This window comes from Spirosoma sordidisoli, assembly GCF_004138325.1.
Lineage (GTDB): Bacteria > Bacteroidota > Bacteroidia > Cytophagales > Spirosomataceae > Spirosoma > Spirosoma sordidisoli.
On sequence record NZ_SBLB01000001.1, the window covers coordinates 661,094 to 685,783 of the forward strand.

The 24,690-nt window shown below is 53.4% G+C and carries 17 protein-coding genes; 6 read left to right on the plus strand and 11 right to left on the minus strand.

Going from position 1 to position 24,690, the window contains the following annotated elements; genetic code table 11:
• The first annotated feature begins 4 nt into the window (after window positions 1-4).
• A complete protein-coding gene (locus tag EQG79_RS02950) occupies window positions 5-883 on the plus strand; it encodes a diacylglycerol/lipid kinase family protein (RefSeq protein WP_129599809.1) in 879 nt (292 codons plus the stop codon).
• Here the strand turns inward: EQG79_RS02950 and fdhD are convergent.
• The 3 genes from fdhD to pyrR form a co-directional block, all read right to left on the minus strand.
• Window positions 880-1,731 carry a formate dehydrogenase accessory sulfurtransferase FdhD gene (fdhD, locus tag EQG79_RS02955; protein WP_129599811.1) on the minus strand — a complete coding sequence of 284 codons (852 nt, stop codon included), beginning with the start codon at window positions 1,729-1,731 and terminating at the stop codon, window positions 880-882. The two genes, EQG79_RS02950 and fdhD, sit on opposite strands and share 4 nt — an antisense overlap.
• A 78-nt stretch (window positions 1,732-1,809) precedes the next feature.
• Window positions 1,810-4,284, minus strand: coding sequence for a DUF5686 and carboxypeptidase-like regulatory domain-containing protein (locus tag EQG79_RS02960; RefSeq protein WP_129601127.1), 2,475 nt, complete (start codon window positions 4,282-4,284; stop codon window positions 1,810-1,812).
• Window positions 4,285-4,503: 219 nt separating this feature from the next.
• Window positions 4,504-5,043: a bifunctional pyr operon transcriptional regulator/uracil phosphoribosyltransferase PyrR gene (pyrR, locus tag EQG79_RS02965; protein WP_077920504.1), complete on the minus strand. Its 540-nt coding sequence runs from the start codon at window positions 5,041-5,043 to the stop codon at window positions 4,504-4,506.
• Between the two features lie 86 nt (window positions 5,044-5,129).
• Here pyrR and pth point away from each other — a divergent pair, with 86 nt between their 5' ends.
• Window positions 5,130-5,693, plus strand: a complete 564-nt coding sequence (gene pth, locus EQG79_RS02970) for an aminoacyl-tRNA hydrolase (protein WP_077920204.1) — start codon at window positions 5,130-5,132, stop codon at window positions 5,691-5,693.
• A gap of 240 nt (window positions 5,694-5,933) precedes the next feature.
• On the plus strand, window positions 5,934-6,374 hold the full coding sequence (locus tag EQG79_RS02975) for a hypothetical protein (protein ID WP_077920205.1): 441 nt from the start codon (window positions 5,934-5,936) through the stop codon (window positions 6,372-6,374).
• Window positions 6,375-6,722: 348 nt separating this feature from the next.
• Here EQG79_RS02975 and EQG79_RS02980 read toward each other — a convergent pair whose 3' ends face one another.
• From EQG79_RS02980 to EQG79_RS03005, 6 genes are all read right to left on the minus strand, one after another.
• On the minus strand, window positions 6,723-9,209 hold the full coding sequence (locus tag EQG79_RS02980) for an outer membrane beta-barrel protein (RefSeq protein WP_129599813.1): 2,487 nt from the start codon (window positions 9,207-9,209) through the stop codon (window positions 6,723-6,725).
• Between the two features lie 256 nt (window positions 9,210-9,465).
• Window positions 9,466-10,179: an outer membrane beta-barrel protein gene (locus EQG79_RS02985; protein ID WP_077920505.1), complete on the minus strand. Its 714-nt coding sequence runs from the start codon at window positions 10,177-10,179 to the stop codon at window positions 9,466-9,468.
• Window positions 10,180-10,465: 286 nt separating this feature from the next.
• Window positions 10,466-11,746 carry a rod shape-determining protein RodA gene (gene rodA / locus EQG79_RS02990; RefSeq protein ID WP_129599815.1) on the minus strand — a complete coding sequence of 427 codons (1,281 nt, stop codon included), beginning with the start codon at window positions 11,744-11,746 and terminating at the stop codon, window positions 10,466-10,468.
• 27 nt (window positions 11,747-11,773) lie between these two features.
• On the minus strand, window positions 11,774-13,726 hold the full coding sequence (locus EQG79_RS02995; protein ID WP_129599817.1) for a peptidoglycan D,D-transpeptidase FtsI family protein: 1,953 nt from the start codon (window positions 13,724-13,726) through the stop codon (window positions 11,774-11,776).
• A gap of 143 nt (window positions 13,727-13,869) precedes the next feature.
• A complete protein-coding gene (locus EQG79_RS03000) occupies window positions 13,870-14,892 on the minus strand; it encodes an SMP-30/gluconolactonase/LRE family protein (RefSeq protein WP_129599818.1) in 1,023 nt (340 codons plus the stop codon).
• Between the two features lie 23 nt (window positions 14,893-14,915).
• Window positions 14,916-17,390: a TonB-dependent receptor plug domain-containing protein gene (locus EQG79_RS03005; RefSeq protein WP_129599820.1), complete on the minus strand. Its 2,475-nt coding sequence runs from the start codon at window positions 17,388-17,390 to the stop codon at window positions 14,916-14,918.
• Window positions 17,391-17,463: 73 nt separating this feature from the next.
• Here EQG79_RS03005 and EQG79_RS03010 point away from each other — a divergent pair, with 73 nt between their 5' ends.
• Window positions 17,464-18,114 carry an oxidoreductase gene (locus tag EQG79_RS03010; RefSeq protein WP_129599822.1) on the plus strand — a complete coding sequence of 217 codons (651 nt, stop codon included), beginning with the start codon at window positions 17,464-17,466 and terminating at the stop codon, window positions 18,112-18,114.
• Between the two features lie 19 nt (window positions 18,115-18,133).
• Here the strand turns inward: EQG79_RS03010 and EQG79_RS03015 are convergent, their stop codons facing one another.
• Window positions 18,134-20,446, minus strand: coding sequence for a PAS domain-containing sensor histidine kinase (locus EQG79_RS03015; RefSeq protein WP_129599824.1), 2,313 nt, complete (start codon window positions 20,444-20,446; stop codon window positions 18,134-18,136).
• Between the two features lie 164 nt (window positions 20,447-20,610).
• A complete protein-coding gene (locus EQG79_RS03020) occupies window positions 20,611-23,094 on the minus strand; it encodes a glutaminase family protein (protein WP_129599826.1) in 2,484 nt (827 codons plus the stop codon).
• A 206-nt stretch (window positions 23,095-23,300) separates the two neighbouring features.
• Here EQG79_RS03020 and EQG79_RS03025 point away from each other — a divergent pair, with 206 nt between their 5' ends.
• Complete coding sequence (locus EQG79_RS03025; RefSeq protein WP_077920214.1) at window positions 23,301-23,774, plus strand: GNAT family N-acetyltransferase; 474 nt, start codon at window positions 23,301-23,303, stop codon at window positions 23,772-23,774.
• Complete coding sequence (locus EQG79_RS03030; protein ID WP_129599828.1) at window positions 23,774-24,682, plus strand: serine hydrolase; 909 nt, start codon at window positions 23,774-23,776, stop codon at window positions 24,680-24,682. Before EQG79_RS03025 ends, EQG79_RS03030 begins: the two co-directional genes overlap by 1 nt.
• Window positions 24,683-24,690: the final 8 nt, after the last annotated feature.

Genomic DNA, 24,690 nt, shown 5'->3' on the forward strand with positions numbered 1-24,690 from the left:
TAAGTTGACATTTTTATTCGCCATAAATCCGGTGTCGGGCGGACGCGACAAATCGGACTGGGAAGAAGGAATCCGCCAGTTTTTTGCCGACTTGCCCCACACAGTCCATGTACTGGAGCTCAACGGAAAAACCGACGACGAGTTAGTCAGACAACAGATTGCCCTTCACCAGCCCGACCGGGTTGTGGCCGTTGGGGGCGACGGAACCATTAAATGCGTAGGCACACAGCTGCTCGGAACGGATACCGTACTGGGTATTTTGCCGGCAGGCTCGGCCAACGGACTGGCGCGGGAGCTGGGCATTCCACCCGATATCGAGGCCAGCCTCAGCGTACTGGTAAACGGAACGCCAAAACCGGTCGATGTTATCTCGATCAACGAGGGCGACATTTGTCTTCACCTGGGCGATATTGGCCTGAACGCGCGGGTAGTCAAACACTATCAGGACAACAACTGGCGGGGCATGTTCGGCTACCTGCGGGCGGTTATCAAAGCCCTTCAGACCCGGCAGCTGCTGCGGGTCGAGATCAACCTGGGCGAAACCTGCGTGTCGAGAGCAGCGCTCATGGTCGTGCTGGCCAACGCCCGGATGTACGGCACGGGCGCCGTAATCAACCCTGATGGCGACATGTCTGACGGGCAATTTGAGGTTGTCATTTTCCGGCGGCTGGCCATCTGGGAAATTCTGAAACTATTCTGGCGCTACCGGCCCTTCGACCCACGCAGTATTGAAATTTATCCCGCTACCTCTATCAGCGTCGAAACGCGCCGAAAAGCGTATTTCCAGATCGATGGCGAGTACAGGGGGCGCATCAACCAACTCAAAGCCGCCATCAGGCCGGGGGCGCTGACGATCCTGGTACCGCCCGAAATAGCTCCTTAACTGGCGGAGACCGAAGCCTGGCTGATCCGGTCCGGTTCGCTGTAGATGTTGAAGCGGCCGTTTCGGACAAACCCGACTAAAGTCATACAAGCCTCCTGCGCCATGTGAACGGCCAGACTTGAGGGTGCTCCTACGGCTGTCAGTAACGGCACTCCGGCGCGCCAGCTTTTCTGGACCAGCTCGACTCCGATCCGACCACTCAGAAAAACACCGTACTGGCTAAGCGGCAGCCAGCCCTGCCAGAACGCGGCTCCGATGAGTTTGTCGAGGGCATTATGCCGCCCGATATCCTCCCGAACCAGCCGTACCATTCCCTGGGCGTCGAATAAAGCAGCCGCGTGAATACCACCCGTGTGCGCAAAAGCCGTTTGCCTGTGCCGAACCGTATCGGGTAGCGCGTTTACTACCAGCGGATTAATGATCAACGATGAGTGGAGTGGCCCACTGGTCTGCGCCATCACCGCTTCGATGGTCGTTTTACCACACAGACCGCAGCTCGACGAGGTAAATGTATTCCGTTCGAGCCGGGACCAGTCTACAGCTACCCCTGGTCGGAGTTCGATCCGTATTACATTACCTTCCTTGTCGGCATCCTGAACACAATGACGGCACGATAGCACATCGCCCGGGCTTTGAATTATTCCTTCAGAAAACAGAAAACCGGCTGCCAGTTCTTCGTCATGACCCGGCGTTCGCATCGTAACCGACACCGACCGCTGCTGACGGTCGTTGGCGGGTCCGAAGCCCAGCCGGATTTCGAGCGGCTCTTCAACCGCCAGCAGATCCGGGACTTCGGACCAGCTGTCGTCAGTAACTTTATGAACGGTAGTGGGGGCAACTAAGGGCATCGCTGTATCTGGATTGATACACCAATAACGCCAATTCTCCAAAATAGTTGATGACTGGCATCGCTGCGATTATACTGATTAGAAGCCGAGAGACGCGGCTGCTTTAATAGCGAACCGATTCACTGGCAAGCCATTGGGACCGGGGTCCAGGTAAGTTAACCGATGGATAGCCTGCAGCCGGAGTATCTTAAAGATGTTTTCGATGCCATACCCAACTTCCAGATAAGGTGTACTGCTATCCAGCGTACCAAACCGAATGGGCTTTTGCCCATTGGGAAGAGGTTTGCTGGTTTCGATGGCCTGATTGGCTTTACTCATACTTCCCCAGAGCGCATCGACATTGGCTACGAGCCGCCAGTTGAGTTTCCGGATGGCCGGAATCCGGTTGAACAGCAGGCCTTCGAACCGGTGCTGCATATGAATGGCCACAAACCGATCGCTCACAAATTCATAGAACTGCATTCGGTTGAAGGTGTTGGTGGTAAGCAGCGGAGTCGGATTGCCGATGTGCGGAAATAATAACGGTACCGGTATGGTTGATGGTGTATAACCAGCGGTAAGCAGATAAGATAAACGGCCCAGCGGCCCCAGCCGTAGCGACTGCTGCGCCCGCAGCGTCAGCCGGTCGTAGCTGTAACCGCCCCCCATTGAGCGGGCCCCGTGGGTATACCGAATGGTTAGGACCGGAGCTCGTTTCGTGCCGAGCGTAATGCGCTCGTTGCCATCCATGATATACTTCTCCTTGCGCGCCAGCCGGGCCTCTACCGACCAGTATGTATCGATAATATCGGACCGCAGGGGCGACAGGTCTCCCAGCTCAGGCTGTAGTCTATACTGAAATGGAAAAGTCGGGTCGAACGTACGGCTTCCAAGTGTAGCCGTCAGCAGGATACCCCGAACGGGTTCGGTTCTGAAAAAGGCTTCCTGAACGCGTGTTCGATACGCTCCTCTGTATTTGCCAAAGCGACTCAGCGCATAAAACATACGATTGCCCCCGACCAGCTCCGGGGTAATCCCCAGCCGTTCCAGATCGTATGACATCCGAACGCCAACCAGCGTCCATCGCTGGCGGGAGAAGAGGTAATCCGCTTCAGCACCGTATTTAAACTGGTTGTCATATGTACCATAAGCCAAGTAACCACGCAGTATGACATGCCGGCTAAAGTCATCGTTAGTCCGAAAACCCAGCCGTATCCGGAGACCCTCCAGACTGTTGGCAGCCAGCATGTATGGGTACGGACCCAGATCAAAACCACCCAGTTTGTAGAAACCCGTTATGGCAATCTGGCCAACGGCTTCGGCTTTTTTGACGGCTGGAATAGCACGCAGCTGTTCGATCATGCGCTCGGCTTTCCGGTCTGAACGGCCCAGCGAGTCGGGGCCAGCCAGATCACGCTGGGCCGATGCCCAGAACGCATCATTGGGCGTAGTTACCGTATCCACTGGCTCTACAGGCTGCTCATAGAAAGAAACCGGTCGAATCTTATTAATAATCAGATGGCTGCTGCGCATCGTTAGCTCGGCGCGCATACCCAGCGAGTTTTTACCGATACCGGTTAGGTCGGCGGTTAGTTTCAGACTGACCGGGAGCCAGCCGCTGGGTTGGCCGGAACCAGCCAGCGAATCGGTAACGGGCTCGAGTTCCTGCTCGATAGTCAGTTTGCGAACATAGTTCAGGTTGGCCCGGTCGCCAATACGGGCTTCAATCTGGCAGAGAGCAAACGTACTAGTATCAATCCAGACTTTGCCGATAAAGGCCAGGTCTTCAGGGCGCTTCGGATCGAACTGGATCTCGTAACAGATCCGATCACCTAACTGAGTAGTATCGGCCAGAAAAAAATGGTACCAGTTTTTCCAGTTGTCGCCCGTTGGCGAGGCAAAGTCCTTACCCAGTATGGGAATGTAGTTGTCGTAGAAATTCTGACTAACCAGGTTTGTACCGCCCAGTAGCTGCGAACTCAGACCAGCATCATCGACAGCCACGCCCCGAATACGGGTTTTACGAATATCTTCCCGACGAACTTTTGGATTAGAACGCACATAGTAGCGAGAAACCGACTCAGACAGCAACAACGGCAGCAACCGATTTCCTTCATCGTCAAACATGGAGTCGGCCTGGCTCATTCCTTCTTTGACCCGCTTCATCAGCGGATTCTGGCTCATACGGGCCGATACATGACTCAGCGCAACGCTGGTTTTCGTATAGGTATCACCTTCATAAGCGGCCAGTCGATTGCGGTCATTGACGGTTCGGTTCTTACGCAGTTGACGGAGTACACGAAAAGCCGGATTTTCGCCCGCCCGTACAACCACCTCCTGCAGGGCATTCCCGGCGGGGGTCAATTTGAAATCAAGGGCCTGGGTTGGTCGCTCTTTATCGACAAATTGCCGAAGCATGGCATAGCCCAGCGAGCTGACAGCTATCGAATCGGTCAATACCTTGACCGTGAGTGTAAAACGCCCGTTATCGTCGGTCAGGGTGCCAGCCCGACTGCCTACCAGTACAACACTGGCAAAGGGAACGGGCTCGCCGGTTCGTGCATCGGTAACCATACCCGTTACCGTAAAGGTTGTCTGGGCATGAACAGGTAAAAGTGATGTGAATAGTAGGAATGCAATGAGTACAGGTTTCACCAGGGGTACAAGTCGTAGTTAACGGTCTGCTAAGTTACAAGTCCGTACCCTGCTCCCACAACACTTTGAGTTAAAGGAGCATTAATATGCGTTCAAGTGTATTTATGCAAGCATGAATTGCTTACCGTCCTGTACGCATTAACCGACCAGCCAGATTCGGTCGGCGTCGGCGCCCTGCTCGGTCCATTCGACCAGTACCCGCTGTGATTCAAGGGTATTGACGCGTTTGCCGGTATAATCTGGCCGGATCGGCAGGTCACGGTTGTAACGCCGGTCAATGAGCACCAGCAGTTCGACCTGGCGGGGGCGGCCAAACGCGGTCATGGCGTCCATAGCGGCCCGGACCATACGCCCGGTAGCCAGCACATCGTCAATCAGCACAACACGCTTATCTTCGATAATAAAGGGAACATTCGTGGTATTGGGCCGCAGGGGCGTGTCGCGCCGACGGAAGTCATCGCGGTAGAACGTAGCGTCCAGATAACCAAGCGGCACTGAATAACCCAACGTCCGGTTCAGCTCACGACCCACCCGATCGGCGAAATAAATGCCGCGCGGCTGCATACCCAGTATAACAGTATTGGCAAAATCCTGGTGGTTTTCAATCAATTGCTGCGCCAGGCGACTAATCACAATTTCGAGTAGCGGGCTGGACAGAATCAGGCGTTGTTGGTTCATGGGGTAAAAATAGTTGGAAGTCGTTAGTTTTTCCATTGGTAATTTTGCGTCCGCTGTATGCGTGGCATTCGTTACCTGTTTTACAAATGGCTAAGTTTCTTCTGGTAGGTCTGGGCAACATCGGACCTGAATACGCACTAACCCGCCATAATGCGGGCTTTATGGTTCTTGACCGGCTGGCGGCCCAGTATGGGTTTGATTTCAGCATGACTCGCCTGGCCTACACGGCTAAATGGCAGCACAAAGGCAAGCAGCTCTTCTTTATCAAACCAACGACATACATGAACCTGAGTGGGCGGGCGGTACTGTATTATCTCAAGCAGGAGAATATCCCTGTCGAAAATATGCTCGTGATCACCGACGACAAGGATTTGCCCTTTGGCAAGCTCCGGCTCAAACCGAAGGGATCGCCGGGTGGTCATAATGGATTACGCAATATCGATGAGGTACTTAACACCCAGGAATACGCCAGATTACGGGTAGGGATCGGAAATAATTTCTCGAAAGGCCGTCAGGTCGACTTCGTTTTGGGGCAGTTTCCGGAAGACGAATTGGTCCAATTACCCGACTATCTGGACCGCGCGGGTGATGCCGTACTTAGTTTTTGTACTATGGGGATACAGTACGCGATGAACAATTACAATCAGTAATATAACTTTTTAAAGTATTTTAAAATAATCACAAACAATATGTTCAGCATGTAACTACCTATTTGACAAAAATATTATTCTGGTAAATCGAAAATTAAGCCGAATAATTTCAGATTTAACCTAGAACACAACATTAAAAACCAAATATTATTCCGAAAAGACCCAATATTCGGTTTGTATTTTAAAAACTTCTATAGACATTTGTGTGTTCTTTAACTGAAACAAAAATAGAACAATACTATGAAATCGCGTGTTATCTTTGCATCGTTGATTCTTGGATTAGGGTTGACGATTTCTCAGGCAGACGCGGCTACCACCACCAACACTGATGATAGCCCGGCAGCCAACAAGCCGGCAAGTGCCATGCTTGTCAATGGTTCGCAAACGCAGTTCGCTGCCTATGTCGGACAAAACTTTGCCAAGTTTGCGCAGACTACCAACTGGGTAAACTTTATGAGTACCATCTCGTTGTATAATCAAAACCCAGCCGCTGTGCTTAAGCTCAGCCCCGCCAGGCGTCTTGAATTCAACCAGGCCGTTGCTCAGTTAAATAATCAACTGGCGAAAGGTAAAAATACCGAAGCCAGCCGCTGGATTACTCAGGCCAATCATACGGCCCGGATGATCAACTACCTCTGGGATGTTGAACGTTCAAACAGCGAAGGCTCTGACATTCAGTAATTTTAAATAAATACTGAAATAGTCGAGTTCTTGGAACAGAAAAGGGTAAAAGTTAGTTTTTCATGTAGAAAAGGTTAAGGGTTTAGGAATAGTCAGTATAAGGTTCTCCGCTCAGATCGGGGAACCTTATCTTTTTTATAAGCATTTGTACACCGTTTATGACCCCACCAGGGCTACTAATAAAGCCGTCTCTAAGTCGGTTTTGCCCGTTGGCTGTATCTTACCAGCCGGGTCCTGGCGGCTCTTTATTCGATTATTGCAGTCAACAAAAAAGCCATTCCTCAAGACGGGAATGGCTTTCGCGTTTTCTTAACCTAAACTAAGTCCATTTGAATGCGTTGTTGCCGGTTAGTTGTTACCGCCAACCCGTCCCTGTTCAGCTGAGGTAGCCGAGGAGCGCTGACGGGCGGCCTTTACGTTCTGGTTACCGAACCGGTATGTGAAGTTGAGCATGATCCGGCGGCTCTCCCAGCGCGATCCGACGTAGAAATTGATATCCTGTACGACCGCCCGGCCCCGGAACTGGTTCAGCCAGAACGGATCGTTGATGTTTAGTTTCAGACTGCCTTTACCGTCCAGTACCTTCTTCTGAACGCCCACCGTAAAGCCGCCCATCGGCTGGGCCTGGTAGAAACCGTACTGAGAAGCCGAATTGTACCAGCCCGAAAGCTCAGCAGACAGGGTTTTGCTCAGCGTGAAGTTGTTGGAGGTGTAGAGGTTGTAGGCCAGCAGCTTTACTTCGTAGGGTACTCCCGAATAGAACGTCTGGTAATGCTGGTAATAACCGCTCACATTATTCTGCATCCGCCACCATTTGGCTACCATGACCGGAAAGCTCACGTTCAGGTTGATGTTGTCCATGTAGCCCAGGTTTTCGGGCGTTACGTAGGTGATATTCCGCTCCGGAATCTGACGCGGGGTTTCGCGGTTGATAAAATCGGTGGTCCGGCTAAAGCCCAGTGTCGTGGTGAAGGCATCCTTGTATACGTGAGTCAGCTCAATGGAGTTGGTGTATTGCGGCCGCAGGAACGGATTTCCCTGCTGGTAGGTGTATGGGTCGAGGTAATACACGAAGGGGTTCAGATTCTGGTAGTCGGGCCGATCGATCCGGCGGCTAAACGACAGGTTCAGGACATTAGTCGAATCCAGGGGCTGCGATAGAAACAAGGTAGGAAACACATTCAGGTAACTGCGCTCTACTCGTTGGCTCAACGTAATGGAGTTACCTACCGAGCGGGTGTGTTCGGCCCGCAGGCCCGCCTGTACTTTCAGCTTCTTACCCAGTTTACCGGCAAAGTTCACGTAGGCAGCATTGATGTTCTCGTCATACTTGAAGTGGTTCGACCGGCTGGCGTCGAAGAGCCACTGCCGCGACTCCTGTTGCAGCGTATCGAAGATGGTGTTGTTGTCGGCGTTGACAAAACTGCTTTTCAGACCGGCTTCCAGTTTTGCCCCGTTTTTGAGCGGGTGTACATAATCGGTCTTGAACGCCATGATGTTGATCGTTGAAGGCATCGTATTTCGTACATCCTGCCGCGGCTGGGTCACTACGTTCTCGTTATTCAGATAGGTAGTGCTCAGGTTAGACAGGTTGGTGCCCGTATACCGAACGTAGTCGGCATCAGCTGTCCATTCGCGGCCTTTTCCGTCGAAATCGTATTTGTAATTCAGGTTACCGGTCCAGTTTGTGAGCGGGTTTTTGAAGTACGTCTGCGTAGTGGGCCGACTTACGACCTGGCGATTTTCATCCAGGATCAGGGTGTTATTCAACCCATCAGACTCCCAGTTGTTCGAGAAGCCGTTGACCAGCACGCCCACCGTACTTTTCTGACTGATGAAATAATCGAGTCCTGCCTTGTAAGAGTGCCCCACAAAGTGGTTAGGGCGGTACGACTTCTGTTCGAAATAGGTCTTGGTGCCGTTAAACGGAATGACCCGGTTAATTTCGTTGCTCTGGGCACTCTCCCGGTTCACGTAGCTGTAGTTACCGAAGAGGTTTACCTTACTGTCGCGGTGGTTCAGGTTCAGCGAGGTGTTGAACTTGGGCAGATCGTCGCGGCCGCCACTCAGATTGTTGAACCAGCCGTAGCCGGTACCGAGCGTAAACGTACCGTTGGTGCCGAAGTTCTTGTTCTTTTTCATCTTGATATTGATGATCCCCGAGTTACCGGCCGCGTCGTACTTGGAACCAGGATTGGTGATGATCTCGATGGTGGCAATATTGTCGGAAGTCGTGTTCTTGAGCAGGTTAGATACTTCCTGCTGGGAGAGGTACGTCTGCTTACCGTCTATGTACACGATAACTCCGGACTTACCCTTCAGCTGAATCTGGTCATTCTGGCGGTCAATGGTTACGCCGGGGGCTTTTTCCAGCACTTCCAGGGCAGTATTCCCGCTGGCAACAATGCTGTTTTCGACGTTGACCACGGTGCGGTCAACCTGCTGCTCGATAAAGGGTTTTTTGGCTACCACGTTTACTTCCGACAGGTTCTTCGACTCATCGGGCATGGCCAGTGCTGGTAACTCGATGGCCGGATGAGCCTCATCGACTACGAACGGAGCACTATACGTTTTGCGGTAACCGATCTGCTGAGCCACCACCATATAGCGCCCGGCCCCTACGTTCTCGAAAGCAAATTTGCCCGCAGCATCGCTGATCGACCCTTTAGCCATAGTCGAATCAGTGGCTTTCAGTAACATCATCGTTGTGAACTCCAGTGGTTTGCCGGCTGAAGTGGCCACTAATCCGCTAACCGTACCTCGGGTGAGTACCTGACCAAATGTAGCCGTCAGGGAGGTCATGAGCAGTGTTAAGAAGAGAAAGGTCCGTTTCATAATGTATTGCTTTTTTCGAAGGTCGGGTGTGTTAGTGCCGCCGTAGTACAATGTAAAGGTAGGTAGTGGGCATCACAAAGTACCTGTTCTTACACAAGCGGTCTGATCGGATGGATAAGCGGATTTGACGGGGAGATAAGCGTACTGGAGAGGATTTTCTAAAAGATGGGCTTCAGACTAACTATGTTGCATCTGCCCTGAAAAAAATTCTGGCCCGGCCGGTACGCCCTAAACCGGACCAGAATATACCAGCTGATTATAGCTTGAAACCAACCGCCCATACACTGGCATCGGGTCCAAGTCCTGGCTCAAAGGGGCTTTTGGGCTCGTAGCGGAAGAAGAGTTTAGCCTCGTGGCGGAAACCCAGCTCGGTAGTCAATCCCCAGCGCACCTGGTTGAGGTTGTAAGAACCGTGCGTCCTGACGGCCCGGGCACCCTCTGCCTTAACTTTGGTGTAACTGTCGACTCGCAGACCGGCGTAAGCTCCCAGGCCCAGGGTCAGCCCCGACCGGAACGACAGGTTCAGGATCACGGGCAGGTTCAGCTGGGTGGTGACCAGCTTAGACCGGCGCAGGTCTACGTTGGCTGATTCTACGATAAGCTGGTTGTTCTGCTCTACGAGGGTGTTGTTGCCTTCGAACATAAAATTGTTCCAGGCTATTTCGGGTCCGGTTACGAGCCGCAGCTTGGTAGCCCCCTTTGCTATGAGCGGAATCCGCTTCTGCCAGCCCAGCGCTACAAAACGCGAACCGATTGGCCGGAATTCGTACCCACGGGGCAGTGTGCCGCTGAAGTTGTTCAGGCCAATGTAGATGCTGAAATCACTGGCAATCCGCTCGGCCCGTCTGGTTGAATACGACCGCGTGGTATGCGTTGCCGAGTCTTTCTCAATAGTGATTGTCGTTTGGGCAAACGATGCGGCCGAAGTCAGAGTCAGGGCCGTGGTGAGGAGGTGATATATAGCTTTCATGACAGTTGTCAGATTGATCGTGGTTGAAAAGTTGACGGTGTGTCGATCAGCGCTAATCGTTTCCCGGTGTTGTTTGATCAGAAGATGTATAAAGCCCGCTGACAGGTTGCATGGGCTTTGCGTTTTTTTCTGTTTTTTTTCAAACACCCTTTTTCTGGTACCATACATCTCTAAAAATCAATGATTTATATAGACACTCTCCCAACCTCACTATACAAAAAAGCCCTTCATCGGCGCCGGGCAGTAGCCAGGGCGATGAAGGGCCATCCTTTCGGACAAGTTCAGTTCACCTCCGCATGAGGGCGGTACGGCGGGAATCTAGTCTCAGAAAAATGAACAGCAGGATCGAGAACGACCAGAGCGACGATCCACCATAGCTGAAGAACGGCAGCGGAATTCCGATAACGGGCATGAGTCCGATGGTCATACCGATATTGACCATGACGTGGAAGAAGATTATACCTGCCACGCAGTAGCCGTAGACCCGGGCAAATTTACTGCGTTGCTTCTCGGCCAGGATAACGATTCGGGACAGTAGTCCGATGAAGAGCGCAATGACAATCATGCTGCCGATAAAACCGTGCTCCTCCCCTATGGTGCAGAAGATAAAGTCGGTGCTCTGTTCCGGTACGAAATCGAATTTTGTCTGGGTTCCTTCCAGAAAGCCTTTCCCCTGAAGCCGCCCGGATCCGATCGCTATTTTTGCCTGGGTCACGTTCCAGCCTACCCCCAGCGGGTCGATTGTTGGGTCGACAAGTACCTTGATGCGGTTTCGCTGGTGCTTCTGCAGCACATTGTTGACAAAGAAATCGACACCGGTAACGAGCGCCATCATGGCTGCGCCGATCATGGCCATGGACAATAGGTTCCGGGTCGTGCGGTTGTAGCGGGGCATCAGGAGTACAATGATCCCGTACAGCACCACAATGCCGGCAAAAATGTACAGCTTCGGAAAAACCAGCGCCAGCACGAATAGAGCCGCTACGCTAATACCCAGGGCCGGTATCCAGCCCGGGAGCCCCTCGCGGTAGAGCATGATAACGAACGAAGCAAAAACCAGCGTTGAGCCGGTTTCGTTGGAGGCCAGAATCAGAATACAGGGCAGCACGATAATGCCGCCGATGCGAAGCAGCTCTTTGGTTCGGCCAAGGTTCATGCCCGGCACATCGAGATACTTGGCCAGCGCCAGCGCCGTAGCCACTTTGGCAAACTCGGCGGGTTGTATAGAAAACGCGCCAAACTTAAACCACGACCGCGACCCGTTTATGTTCGACCCGGCAACCAGTACCAGCAGCAGCATCAGAATCATAAACGCGTAAAACACGTACGCAAACGAGTCGAAGAATTTATGGTTGATGACCAGAATACAAATGATGAGCAGCACGGTAGTACCAATCCACATCATTTGCTTACCCGCATTGGTGGTCATATCGAACAGGCTCGTATGGTCTTCGGGACTGTATACGGCGGCATACACATTGAGCCAGCCCATGGTTACACAGCCCAGGTACAGCACCAGCGTCAGCCAGTCGATGTGTTGCGCAAAAGGATCGTTCGTACGAGACAAAGACACTAGTATATTGAGTTTACGGGATTAATGTCCACTGGCGGCAGCTACGGCAACCGGTTTGGGACTGGTAGCCGTCATGAGCGGCTTGGCTTCGGGGGTTTTCCGGACCGTATCCTTCCTGGGAGCGGCTGGTTTTTTCGGAACGGGCATCCGGCTCACCGGGGGCAGGTAGTTGGCGGCTTTCACCTGCTCATCCAGCTTTTTGGCTTCCGTTTTCCGTTTCAGATAGCGCTCGGCTACCAGAGCCGCTACAGAAGCGGCCGCCTTGCCTCCCCAGCCTGCGTTTTCGACGAAAACGGCTACGGCTATTTTGGGGTTGTTCATCGGCGCGAACCCGATAAAGATGGAGTGGTCAAACTTATGCCCGTACTTGTTATTCTGCGACGTACCGGTTTTACCGCACAAATCAATACCCTCGATATTAGCGAGTGGGGTTACGGTACCGTGGGATACGGCAGCACGCATGCCGTCGATAACGGGCAGAAAATGCTTGTAGTCGATGCCGGTCTCGTGGCGCTCGAAATATTCGGCCGGCACGCCAACGCCGGGCTTGTTTAATCCTTTGATGTAATGCGGGGTGATGTACCAGCCGCGATTGGCGATTGTGGCCGCCAGATTGACCAGCTTCAACGGGCTGATCAGCAACTCACCCTCGCCGATACTGAGCGAGTACACGTTGGAGAATTTCCAGCGCAGCGCCCCCCGGTAGGCTTTATCATAGTATTCGGGCGTGGGCAAGTTACCCTTCAGCTCGCTGGGCAGGTCGATGCCGAGCCGCGCACCGATACCGAACTTTTCGGCCATGCTGTGCCATTCCTTCAGACCAATTGCCGAGGCCTTAAAGGTATTATGCTCGCCGTTGAAATACAGGAACTTGCGAAAAACGTGGTAGAAATACGGATTACAGGAGTTCTGCACCGCCCCCCGCAGGTTATTGCCTCCGCGGCAGTGACAACGCATTGGCGAACCGCTGTGGCCGTATACGGTATTGGGGTAGAGCGACCCCTGCTGCTGAGCAATCAGCGCCTGGATCAGCTTAAACGTGGAGCCGGGCCGGTAGCTGGCCATAACGGGCCGGTTAATGAGCGGTTTGTAGGGGTTTTTAATCAGCGCCCGGTAATTCTTGGAAAAGAAACGGCTCGACAGCAGGTTCGGGTCGTAGGTCGGCGCCGATACTGACACCAGAATTTCGCCGGTAGCGGGTTCAACCGCCAGCACGGCCCCCACTTTGTTCTGCATCAGGCTGTCGGCGTATTTCTGCACCTCAACGTCGATCCCGGTAATCAGGTTTTGGCCCGCAATAGCCAGCGTATCGAAGGCCCCGTTCTTCCAGGAGCCTTTATTTACACCCCGCACGTTCTGCATCATAAACTTAACCCCCCGTTTACCGCGCAGTTGTTCTTCATACTGCTCTTCCAGGCCGTTATGCCCCACATAATCGCCCTGTCGGTAATAAAGGATATCCTGTTCTTCAAGCTGTTTTTTGCTGATTTCACTCACGTAGCCCAGCGCATTGGCCATCGTGTGGGCCGGGTACGTACGCATGGAACTTATCACCGGCTCAAAGCCCCGGTAGTCGACGAGTGCATCCTGTATGCGGGCAAAATCTTCTTTGGACAGCTGCCGCATGAACAGCGATGGCTTCACGGGCGAGTAATTTTTAGCCAGCCCCATAATGCTGTCGAACTCGGATGTAGTGATGTTCATCATCCGGCAGAAAGCAACCGTATCGGGAATCCTGACCTGTTTGGGCGTTACGTACAGGTCATAGACGGGGGTGTTGTAAACAATGAGCTGATTATTGCGATCATAAATCTGCCCCCGATACGGAATCTCGACCACCCGCTTGATCGAGTTTTTCGATGCGCCCAGCGAGTATGTATCATCCAGTACCTGTAGGTAAAAAAGGCGGGCCAGATACGTTAGCCCAACCAGACAGAACACCCCGATAATGACCCACTTCCGGTTCTCCAACATGACAATTACTACCTAAACCAAGTTACGATTCTATAACGCAAACCAAAGATAAGCAAAGCTTATGAGGTATTATGAATGATAAACGTCAGGTAGTTGGGCAGACTTGTATGCCCCATTTATCTTTCCTACTTCATCCTGCTTTTTTACCATCCACGCGCCGATGTTTTTACCCGGCAGAGGTACATGTCAGCCGTTATATAAAGCGTACGTCCATCATCGCCCCAGGCACAGTTGGCAGTAGCAACGCCGGTTTTAATATATCCCAGCAACTCGCCCGACGCCGACAGCACCAGCACCCCACCCGGACCACTGGTCCAAATGTTACCATCCCGGTCGAGCTTCAGCCCGTCGAATCCACCGCGCAGGTCCTGCTTCTTCAGCCCATCGGCGCCGAAAATTGCCTTTCCTTTTCCGACCGATCCGTCTGTCTGGAGCGGATAAGCCATTATTACCGGATTATTGGGATCCGACTGGGCTACATACAACGTTTTTTCGTCGGGCGATAACGCAACCCCATTGGGCCGGGTCAGATCGCCTACTACGAGACTTACCGCCCCGTCGGGTCCGATACGATATACGCCGAACCCATCGGTTTCCCGGCTGGTATCGTTTTCGCGTTTGGGCATACCGTATGGCGGATCGGTGAAATAGTAGCTCCCGTTCGAGTGAGCGACCACATCGTTCGGACTGTTCAGTCGTTTACCCTGATACCGGTCGGCGAGTGTTACTTTACCTCCGCTGCCATCCAGCGGCATGGCCGATACGCGCCGGTCGCCGTGTTCACAGAAGATGAGTCGGCCTTTCGGGTCAATGGTCAATCCGTTAGAGCCGGGTTCCTCGCTGTAGTTTCCCAGCCCCGTATAGCCCGAAGGCTTCAGAAACGTACTCAGCCCATCTTTTTCGGTCCAGCGGAATACGGTGTTCTGCGGCACATCTGAAAAGAGAAGAAACGACTCTGCCGGAGCTGTTCGTTTTACCCATACCGGCCCCTCAGACCAAACAAACCCACTGGCTATGACGTCTATTTTCGCGTCTTTGGGCAGGAGTTTGTCCAGCCGCGTATCCAGTCTGATTATCTGCCCAATGGTTGGGTAGGCGGGCTGAGCCAGTACCGGCGCAGGGGCTGTCAGCACCAGCAACGCCATCAGTAATCGGTTTGTGTTCATCAGATAAAAGGGTTTGGTCTGCCTTACTCGATTCGAATGGTTTGCCGACCCAGGCCGGGCATGCCTGTAGCCGTAGCTCCCTCGACCCGTAGGCGCAGTTTTGTTTTTGCATCTGATGCAAAGAAAGAAACAACGGCTTTTCCGTCAGCCCCTGTCTGAATCTGAGGATTCCAGTACAGCGTAGTGCGGTAATCAGGGCGGATGTGCTCTGGCTTTTTGACGTCGTACCGGGGGGCGTAAAACTCCCGTACCGGTGCGTAGCCCGGAAGTTTGGCAACCAGCGTGCCGGGAGCCGCTTCCTTGGCCAAGTCATAGTCAGGCGAACCGCGTTTGGTCAGCACCGATATAACCCCACCCGCAGCCCGCGAGCCGTAAATAGCCGCCGATCCTCCTTTCAGAATATCGACCTGATCGACGTCGTTTACCGATATGCTCATAACCCCCTGCAGGTCCATGGGCGTACCATCTACTACGAACAGAGGTTCTATGGCCCCGCCAAAATTGGCAGCCCCCCGAATCTGAACCTTGGCGCTGAAACCCGAACCGGTCACCTGAACGCCCGCTACCCGCCCCTGAATCACGTCCAGAATCGTTATCCGGCCCGCGGTATTGTTCTGGTCGAACTTTACCGTCGCATCGGCCGCACCGTATATTTTCCGGCTATCGGGTGGCTGATTCTTTTTGGCTTTTACGGTTACCGCCTGGAGCAGCACCTCCCGGTTATTACGAATCTGGCGCTCAATCTCCATGTACTCATTGGTGCGTCGGATAAATTCATCATACGCGTCGCGATCGAACTCAACCGGGTTGAGCGGAGGACGCACGATCGTAACGGGGGGTGTCAGCAGCTGGTCGAGCGTAATAACCAGATCCCGGTTCGTTTTTCCTTTCGTTCCCTGAATGAGCACGGTTGTCGTATCCGTGAAGTCCAGATCATAGGCTGCATAGTTGCCCCGCTCGTCGGTTTCGCCCGTCATCATCTCTCTAGAACTGTCGCGTTTGGCAACGATGAAGGTCAGGCGTACTTTACCACCTATATCTTTTTGGTTCGGTCGAACAACGCGCCCCGTCAGGGCCAGTCCGCGCTCTACCGGAAACGTAACGGGTGGAATGGTACCCGACAGCACATCAGCCCACACAAAGCGTCGCCACCCCTGCGTCATCATGAGCAGATCGAGTTTGAGAGCCCGGTCGGCATGCGCAGGATTGAAGTAGTAATCTGGCTGCTCTATAGTTCCTGTCAGATCTGACTCGAGCAGTAAATGGGACGTAATAGACGCGCGGTTGGAGTCAGTTTCCGGCGAAAGCCGATCGTCTACAACCGCCAGCGACAGGTTGGCGGGAGCCGGACTGCCGTCGGCATCGGTGGTGGTCAGGGTCAGGTTGATCTGGTCGCGGGTACGGTAAGCCGACTTCCCAGCCTTCACCTGAACGTTTATTCGTTCATTTTTATCGATGAAGATCAGCCGCTCGCAGACGGGTTTGTTGGTCTCATCGAAGAGCGTCAGCTGGGCGATACCTTCGGGGAACTGCGCTTTGGTCAACTGAGCCACCGACGATTTCTTGGCCAGCGACACTTTAGCCACGTGAATAATCTGACCACGAGTCTGAGCCACCAGCGTCATGGCCGCTGCCGGATCTGTACTGGTCTTGTTATGCCGGAAGTAGACCCGGACATTGTCTTTGCTGGATAAATTATCGACCTGCATCAATGCCCCCTGCGGCTGTACGGCTGGTAAAGGGTAGCTGGCAAATGTTCCTTCCGGCTGCCGCACAAAGGCTGTATACTGCTGTCCGGCCTCGGGTTTGATGGACAGATAGCCCATCCCCAGGTGGGTACTGGCGAAACCAACTACGGTATCTTTCCGGCTGTCGAGTACGAATCCCTGGATAGCCTGACTACGGCCCGATACACTGGTAGCCCGGAAAGCTACCCGGCTATCCAGCCCTTCAATGAGTTGCCCGCCTTCGGGCATAAACTGTACATCGAGCCGGGGGGTGGCTGCGTTCGCTGCCGTGGGCGTTCCCGTTGTCCCGCCGGTGCGCAGGACAGCCAGCGTTTTAGTAAAAAAGTACGCATCGGGGTAGTTGCGCATGAAATTGGTATAGGCCCGAAGCTGGTAACTACCGGCTGGTAACGAGTCGGGCAAGGCCAGCTGCCCGGGGGCGTAACTGGCTACCGCCCGAAACTGAGCCCGCAGGCGTACCTGTTTCGCGGCCACATCGACCAGGTCAACATACAGGACCTTGCTTATCGTATCGGCTGTATGGGTGTTCCCGCCAAACAAATACCCTTTGATCCAGATTGTTTCACCAGCCAGATAGGCCTCCCGGTCGGTGTGCAGATACACTTTTTCTACGGGTCTTTCAATGCTGTACCGTTCAAACTGGTCAATCAAACGCTTGACGAAGTCATCGTCGATGTACCGAAATGCGGTCAGGCCTGTTATCGAAAGCAGGATAAATGCAAAAAAAGAACGGTGGTTTAGTAAACGCATAAAATAGATTTAAGATGGGTGGACCTTTGTTTGTTGATATCGCGACTAAATTAGCGAAAATACCCCTCTCTATATGATGACATCTTCCTCAAAAACGGCTTTACTGATTGGAGCAACGGGCCTGATTGGCGACCTGCTCACTCATCAGCTGGTTAACTCCCCAGACTATTCCAGCGTAAAAGTACTGATTCGCAAGTCGTTAACCTGGCAGCACCCCCGTTTGCAGGAAGTACAATTTGATTTTGACCACCCCAATGGGCTTCTCACCCAGGCCGACGATATCTTCTGCTGTTTAGGCACTACAATGAAAAAAGCCGGCTCGCGGGATGCCTTCCGGAAAGTCGATTACCAATACCCCCTGGACATTGCCCGGCTCGGCCTGGCAAACGGGGCCAAACAGTTCTCGATTGTGACGGCCATGGGGGCTGATACCAACTCATCTTTTTTCTACAATCGGGTGAAGGGCGAAGTAGAACGCGATCTGACCGCGCTGGGATACCCTACCCTGCTGATTTTCCGCCCGTCGCTCCTGCTCGGCAACCGGACTGAAAACCGGTTCGGCGAACGGTTGGCCGAGGGGGCCATGCGCCTGTTTGCTCCCCTGATTCCGGCCAGATACCGGGGTGTCGACGCGGCCAAAGTGGCCAATGCCATGCGGCAAACCGCCCAGCAGGGTCTAACAGGGAAACATATTTTTGAGTCCGATGCGCTGCAAGGCTATTAACCGCGGGCAGTGAACCCGCTTATTTATCAACGGGGAGGTAAACCAGAAACGTTGATCCCTGATTCAACTGGCTGGTTGCGGTAATCATACCACCATGATTTTCGGCGACCTTCTTGCAGATAGCCAGCCCCACACCTGATCCGGCAAACTGACTTTTGCTGTTTAACCGCTGAAATACCTGAAAAATACGATCCAGGTATTTCTCTTCGAACCCAATCCCATTGTCGACTACGCAGAGTTCGATGAACGGTCGACCTTCCGCGCTGTTTTTCAGATTGTCGGGCAGTTCGGCCGTGTTGACCCGGCGGCAGCGAATCTCTACGGCTGGCGAAATGTGCTGCCGGCGAAATTTAATGGCGTTGGTGATCAGGTTCTGAAACAGCTGATAAAGCTGTAACCGATGCCCCGAAATAACCGGCAGGCTATCGATCCTGATAGTAGCCTGTGCTTCATGGATGGCTGTGCTGAGGTCTTCGGTTAACTCGGCCAGGAGTTCGTTCAGCGAGACGGGCAAAAACGATTCCTGCTGGGTAGATAATCGGGAAAAGGTCAATAGGTCCCGAATCAGCATCGACATACGTTCGGCCGACGACTGCATTCGGTCGATATAGCCCATTGCCGTTCCATCCAGCTGGTTTACGGCATGCATTTGCAGCAGATTTCCGAAGGCCTGAATCTTGCGCAGTGGCTCCTGCAGGTCGTGACTGGCCACGTAGGCAAATTGCTGCAGATTGTCGTTGGAGCGGAGCAGGTCGCGGTTGGCGGCTTCGAGCTGAGCGCGGTTCTGCTGGCTTTCGGACACATCGAGGTAGGTAAACAACACGCCATCACCTTGTTTGACATACTGGGCATCATACCAGCCGTTGATACCATGAGCCCGATAATCAAGCAGCCGCCGGAGTGGCTCTCCGGTTTCGACTACCTGAACCAAATCGTCGAAGTGACCATTCGTTCGGTTGCTCGGGTAATTCTGCAACATCAACAACCCAGCCATCTCCTCTACCGAACGGCCCGTAACACGCGCGTTGGTTGGATTGGTCAGGGCATGTACGAAATCGACAATCTGCCCGGCTTCATCGCGTATAGCCTGGTACAGCACAATACCGGTCGGTGAATTATTGACTACGGCCTGGAGCAAATCGGCCTGCCGCTTTTTTTCCTCATCGGCTTCCCTGAGCCTGGTTACGTCGAGGAATGTGAGCAAAACGGCATCCCCCAGCTTGACCAGGTAATATTCAAACCAGCCCCGTATGCCGTATCGGTTGTACTCTTCGCTAAACTGCCGGGCCTCACCCGTGCGGTTTACGCTCTCCATGACCTGGAAAAGCGGAATCTGCTGCCAACCCGGAAACAAAGCCGAAATCAGCTGATTGGTCATACCCTCTACCGTATGCCCGGCCAGTTCGGCGTTGAAGCGGTTGGTAAGCCGGTACCGAAAATCGACGACCTGGCCCGACTGCTCCCCTAATCCGTAAATGGCTTCGGCCAGAATAATACCGACCGGCGCATTGTCAACAACGCTTTGCAACAGATCGAACTGTTGGTCGCTACGCAGCCCGATGCGTTTCAGATCGGTACTGTTCTGGAAGGTGAGTATGACTCCATCTTTAAACTTTCGACCCGAGATGGTATACCATCGGTTTTGATTGGGGTAGTACTGCTCCTTGATAAATGGTTCGTTTTGTTCGATGACGGCAACGTACTGCTGAAAGGAGCCTACCTGTTCAGTTTGGGGATATAAGGTACGCAGCGTTTTCCCCACAAGCTCATTGACCTGCATCCCGTTCATGTGGGCGCCGGTCTCGTTTATACGCACCAGCCGGAAATCGCTGATCCCGCCGTCCTGATCTCTGATGGCTTCGAACACCGAAATGCCCAGTAGCGACGTACTGAAAACCACGTCGATAAAGTCGTTCAGTTCAGTCTGCTCCTGTCGGGCCTGTACAGTGACCGAAATATCGGTATATGCGATCAGTACACCTCCGTTGAATTCGTCGGCCGTAATGGTATACCAACCCATATTCGGGTAACAGTCGGTGTGTCTGATGCAAACGTCATAGGACAGAGAAGCCCCTGATTCGGCAACCCGTAAAAGCTCACGAAATCGGTCGGTATCAATCCCTTTAGGCATCTGCTGACTCATGAGCTGCCCAATAGCTACCGATCTCGAACAGCCCAGCATGATCTCGGCCAGCCGGTTGGCCATCGACAGTTGCAGGTCAACAGGGGCGCTGGTTTGGTTGTCGTAAACGGGCTGATACAACAACATGCCGTTGCGCGAGGTATCCAGGATACGTTGCGCCATTGCCACTGCCGAGAGATCTGTTTGCATGAGGTCGTCTGGAGATGGTTATACAGCTGTGATGATGTATACACGTGTTGTCCGCCCCATTAAAGGTAGTGCATTTAAAAAATACGACACAACCCCGGTTCCTGCTTTTTCGGGCAAAAAGCCCCTGGCAACTGGTTGCCCGTAAGTTGCCAGGGGCCTTTCATTTAGTGTAGTTTCTTCACCTGCAGCAGCTTGATAAAATAGCCACCCACTACTGATCGGGCCTGAAAGCCTACTTTGGTACCGGTCGTCGTTTCGTGCCAGTCGTTCAGTGGCACCCGGTCGGGCGTCTCGTTGGCAAACCTGAGTACCGGCGCTATGAGTGCCTCAAAATCAGCGGGGCGGTCGGCCAGCGTTGCGGTCCAGATGATCCAGTCTGATTTCGTATAGGTTTTTCGGCTATCCAGCGGCAGGCCGAATGGTTGCTGTTTGGTCAGGTAATAAGCCAGTTCCCGACGGGCCACTTCGTCCGGAAAGACGTTTAGCTTAAGCAGCTTATCCCAGACCAGGTTGTACTTCTGGCTCCAGGTGCCGGGGTTTTCGAAGGTGAGGCTGTAGTGATCCCCATCATCGGCCAGTTTCATCCATTTGCGGGCCAGGTCACGCGCCATATCTATATACTCCTGCTCCCGCGCTTTATCGCCCAGCCGTCCGGCCAGGTAGCCGTAGCAGGCAATGCCCATGATGGCCTTAACCGACAGATTGGCGTTGCGGGCAATATGCCCGGCAAAGTCGTCGGTACAGAGCTGATTGGCCGGATCGAACCCATGCTGAATCAGGTAGTCGGTCCAGAGGGTTAGCGAGGCCCAGTGCTGACGGGCATAATTGGCATTTCCCTCTACGGCGGCAATGGCGGCCGTCAGAATAAGCATGTTGCCACACTCCTCAACGGGCATGTCTTCGCCGTAGGTCTGCCCGTTAGCCAGCGGATAGGTGCCGACGTCGTGGGCCGCGAAGGGTTTGTTCCACCGCCCACTTTCCGAATACTGGAAAATGGGCTCCATCATACCCTTGAGCAAATTGGGATTGTAGAGCAGAAACAAGGGCGCCGATGGATACGTCACATCAACGGTGCCGATAGAGCCGTTCGAGAAGTTTTCTTTCGAGAAGAAAAACAGCTCTCCTTTGGGTCCGGCTACCAGTTTATGGGCCGCAATAGCCTGCCGGTAAGCCAGCACACACAGGTCGGCGTAGGTAGCCCCACCCGCTTTCAGCGCATCGGCGTAGAGTTGTCTGTCGAACGCATCGCATTGCTTTTGCAGCGTTGTATAGTCGGTTTCGGCGTCCTGTAACGCCTGCTCCATACTGGTGAGTCCGTCCGTCGACTGGTGATAGCGACGCCACCAGGCGTTGAGCGGCTGCCCGAAATACTCAACGGACTTCACGTCGTCGTACCCCAGCAAGAGGTGCTGTTCAACGGGCTTTTCGCCGACCTGCCCCAGGGCCATACTGGTAGCCAGCACGGGCAGACTATCGCTGACCAGACGCGGCATTCGTTCGTGCAGGTCGGTTACGCGCCCCTCTCGCTCAAACTGATTCAGGGCGCTGGCCAGTGAACCAATCCGCCGGCTCGTGTTTGGCCCCACTACCGACGCGACGTAGAAATGGCCCCAGTCGATTCGAACATCGTCCCCTTTCCGGCCGAGCACCTTCTGCTCCACCGTACCGACCCGCATGTAATCGAGCGCGGCACTGCCCGGGCGGTTAACCCGGCCGCGCTGCCACGTTACCAGCTGATCGGGCGTGTTTACAGCTAACTCGGCTGACGCATCCGTGTAGAGTTGTACGTCATGTTTTTTGCCATCCGTTGCCCGCACGGTAAAGGTCAGGTACTGGACGGGCCGTGACAAAACATCCAGATTGGTCATCAGCAACGGCGACAGAAACGTTACCGTCAGCTCAACGCCAGCCGCGTTAAAGACAAATTCGGACCGGGTCGCCGTCATACGCCGGGCCGTTTGTTCGGCGGGTTTGTAGTGAAGCAGCCGCTGTTCTACCAGACCCAGATCGACAAAACCGGGGCCCGAAAAATTCTCACTATGAAACGCGATGATATTTCGTCCCTTGCGCAGGACCTCTGATGCGTTTCGATGGGTGGGGGTTAGTCGGTAATCCGGCGATACGCCACCTACTTTTGCGACGCGCTCGCCATTGATGAACAGCTCATAGTTATCGTTCTGAATAGCGTTGACCAGCAACGGACCATCCGGTACCTGATCGAGCACAACTTCGCGCCGAACGTACAGGTTCGGCGTTGTCCAACTAGTCTCGTCACCGGCGCGACTTCCGAAATGTCCCGTTCCTTTTGTCCACTGGCTATCGTCGAACGCCGGGCTCATCCAGTCGTCAGAAGCTGGTTTCTCGGTCAGATAGCGGGCCGCATAGGCACCCTGCCGGGCGGTGGGGACAATGGTTTCGCCTGCAAACGAGGGGTTACCCATAAATCGAAACGTTTGCCCATCTACCCGAATCAGTCCGTTCAGCTGGTTTGGCTGGCCCGTCCAGTGCCGGGTAGCGTCCTGATGTAGCTGAGGCCCAAATGACCAGACACTGGTGTAGGGATCAATGGTCAATAAGGGGATAGCGGGCGGGTTCAAACGGGTCTCACTGACCACGTCTGGCTGCGCAACTGCTGCAGATGCATTCATGATAAGAGCAAAGATTACGGTTATGTACGTGTAGGCAAAAGTAGAACAAGGATTATACCAATTGCATCTATAGATCATATATTTAAACTATTTTAATACGAAAACGAAAAAGGCTCCAGAATATGACGAATCTTCCTGTTGTGGCCGATACTTGTCAAACGAAGCGCTGAAACAGCGAACTTGGCCCTATCAAGCGCTTGGTTTCTATGCAAAAGGATAATCCTGTTCATTTTACCCCGCCAGCTGACGGTTCTATTCGTCGGGCCACGCTGGCCGACGCTTCTATCATTTTTCAGTTTATCTGCGATCTCGAAAACCAGACACTGGACAGCGCACTTTTCCTGGCGGTATTCGAGCGTAACCTGGCTAATCCGCAGATCCATTACCTGATTGCAGTACAGGCAGATGAGCCCGTTGGCTTCGTCAGCTGCCACATACAGTATCTTCTGCATCATACGGGCAAGGTGGGCGAAATTCAGGAACTCTACGTTCATCCCAACTGGCGAAAGCAACGCATAGGTCAGCAACTGCTCGACGCCGTTGCCCAGATCGGGACCGAAGAAGGACTCGTCAATCTGGAGGTGACTACCAATCAAAAACGGGTCGACACGCTTCGGTTCTACGAGCGGGAGTCGTTTCTTTGCACCCACTATAAACTGGTTAAATCTGTTTCTTTCTGATGCGTTTTCTTGTCTCAACGCTTTACTGCTGCCTGCTGGGTCTGATCACATATGCCCAGCCCGCGCGCCAATCAACCCTTGAAAAACGATTACAGACAGCGTTAACCGGTTTTCGGGGCGATGTGGGAGTTTACGTTCGTAACCTCCGAACGGGTCAGACCGTAGCCATCAATGCTGACACGCTTTTCCCAACCGCCAGCACCATTAAAATTCCGATCCAGTGCGGGTTATTCGACAAGATTCATCAGGGTGAACTTACCTACGGGCAGGTGTTGACCTATAAAGATTCGCTGCGTTACGGGGATGACATTGTAGGGTCGCTTAAAGACGGCGCTAAAATTCCGCTGAGCGAAGTCGTTATGCTCATGGAAACCGTCAGCGATAATACCGCCAGCTTATGGTGTCAGGCATTGGCCGGTGGTGGAGCCGCCATCAATGCCTGGCTGGACAAAAATGGATTTCCCCAAACCCGGGTCAACTCACGCACACCCGGTCGAAAAGGGTATTGGAGCCAGTATGGCTGGGGACAAACCACGCCCCGCGAGCTGGCTAATCTACTGGTATACATTCGGGAGGGAAAAGCCGTTAGCCCCGATGCCAGCGACGAGATGTATCGGAATCTGGGTCGTCAGTACTGGGACAATGATGGCCTGTCGCAACTGCCACCCGAGATAAAAACGGCTGCCAAAAATGGGGCTGTAGACCGGTCCCGTTCGGAGGTAGTACTGGTACATGCTCCCCACGGCAACTATGTATACTGCGTCATGACCAAAAATCAGAAAGACGAAAGCTGGGAGCGGTCCAACGAGGGGTTCACGCTATTGCGCAACGTGTCGGCTATTCTCTGGCAGCATTTCGAACCAAAATCGACCTGGAAGCCTGCTAAGAATTACGAAAAATGGTGGTGAGCCACTAA